The 1,242-nt window shown below is 54.8% G+C and carries 1 protein-coding gene; it reads right to left on the bottom strand.

The window, feature by feature from the left end; genetic code table 11:
* Window positions 1-20: 20 nt before the first annotated feature.
* Window positions 21-992 (bottom strand): IS110 family RNA-guided transposase, encoded by a 972-nt coding sequence (locus tag AC0Z4S_RS26440; protein ID WP_485625104.1) that lies wholly within the window; start codon window positions 990-992, stop codon window positions 21-23.
* Window positions 993-1,242: the final 250 nt, after the last annotated feature.

A 1,242-nucleotide genomic window follows, 5' to 3' on the forward strand; every position in this document is an offset into this window, starting at 1 on the left:
TGTAGATACCGTCTTGAGCCTCACCGGGCAAGCGCAAGTTGCGGGTCATATGGCAGTCCTGACTTGAGCACTCCGTAAACGAAGTGCAGCAGCTTGCGCATTGCTGCGCAGATGATCTGCTTGGGGGCCTTGCCGTTGGCTTCCAGGCGTTCTTTCATCGCCTTGATCGCCTTATTGTGTTTCAGCGCCACCATGCCAGGCATGTAAAGGCCTGCACGCAGCCGTGCTGACCCTACTCTTGAGATCAGGGTATGGCCTTTGAGCTTTCCTGATTCCTGCAGCTTAGGATTGAGCCCTGCAGCGGCGACCAGTTGGCGAGGATCACTGTATTTGCGCAAGTCACCCAGTTCGGCCAGCAATCGCTCGAGCGTTTTTTGTCCGATGCCGTCGATGGTTACGATCAGATCCCGCATCTGACGCATATCCGGGTCGTCATCGATGTGTTTTTTGATCGCCTTATGCGTTTCTACGATCTCTTTTTCGATATGGCGCAGAACGGAGTTGATCGAGTCTTTGACCTTTTCGTCGGAAACGTCGAGACGATTAAGCTCCATTTGTTCCATTTCCTGAAGGTCATCCAGGCGGCGCACCATTGCTTTCAACTGGCGATATTTCAGCGGCTCAGGCGCCCATGGGTGAAGTTTTTGATCCTTTTCCCGGGCAAAGTCGGCGATCAGTTTGGCATCGCTTTTATCGGTCTTGATGCGGCGCAGCTCGCTGTCAGCGTACGCTTTGGTTGTAGCGGGGTTCACGACGCAGACCCGGAAGCCTTTGTTGTAAACGAACTCGGCGAGCTCCAAGTGGTAGACGCTGGTGGCTTCCATCACGATCAGGGCCGAGCGCTCGGCGTTTTTTTCTAGCCACGCCTCAAACTCTTTAAAACCCTTTGGATCGTTGGCCAGCTTGGCCTTGGTCTTGTGCTTGCCGTTGGGCAGGTGTGTAGCAATATCAAAGGTGTTCTTTGCGATGTCGACGCCAACGAAACCGGACATGATCGTTTCTCCACTTGTTCCCTGTTGCGATCATCACGTCACTCTGTCCAACCTTGCGAATGCGGGCTCTCGCCGGAGGCGGGCCCAAGATACCGTGCGAACTGTACGAGTGAGTGTGGAGGGCTGGAGCACGATCTACGTCACAGGCAAAAAGCCTAAGGAGCTGCGCGGCTTCCAAGTCCCTCCCTCGATGATCAGTCGAGAACTATCGCTCCTGGCGGAGCGTTAGTCGAGATACAAGGAGCTGCCG

It is taken from the genome of Pseudomonas sp. 1L-B-1-E-C1 (assembly GCF_057291835.1).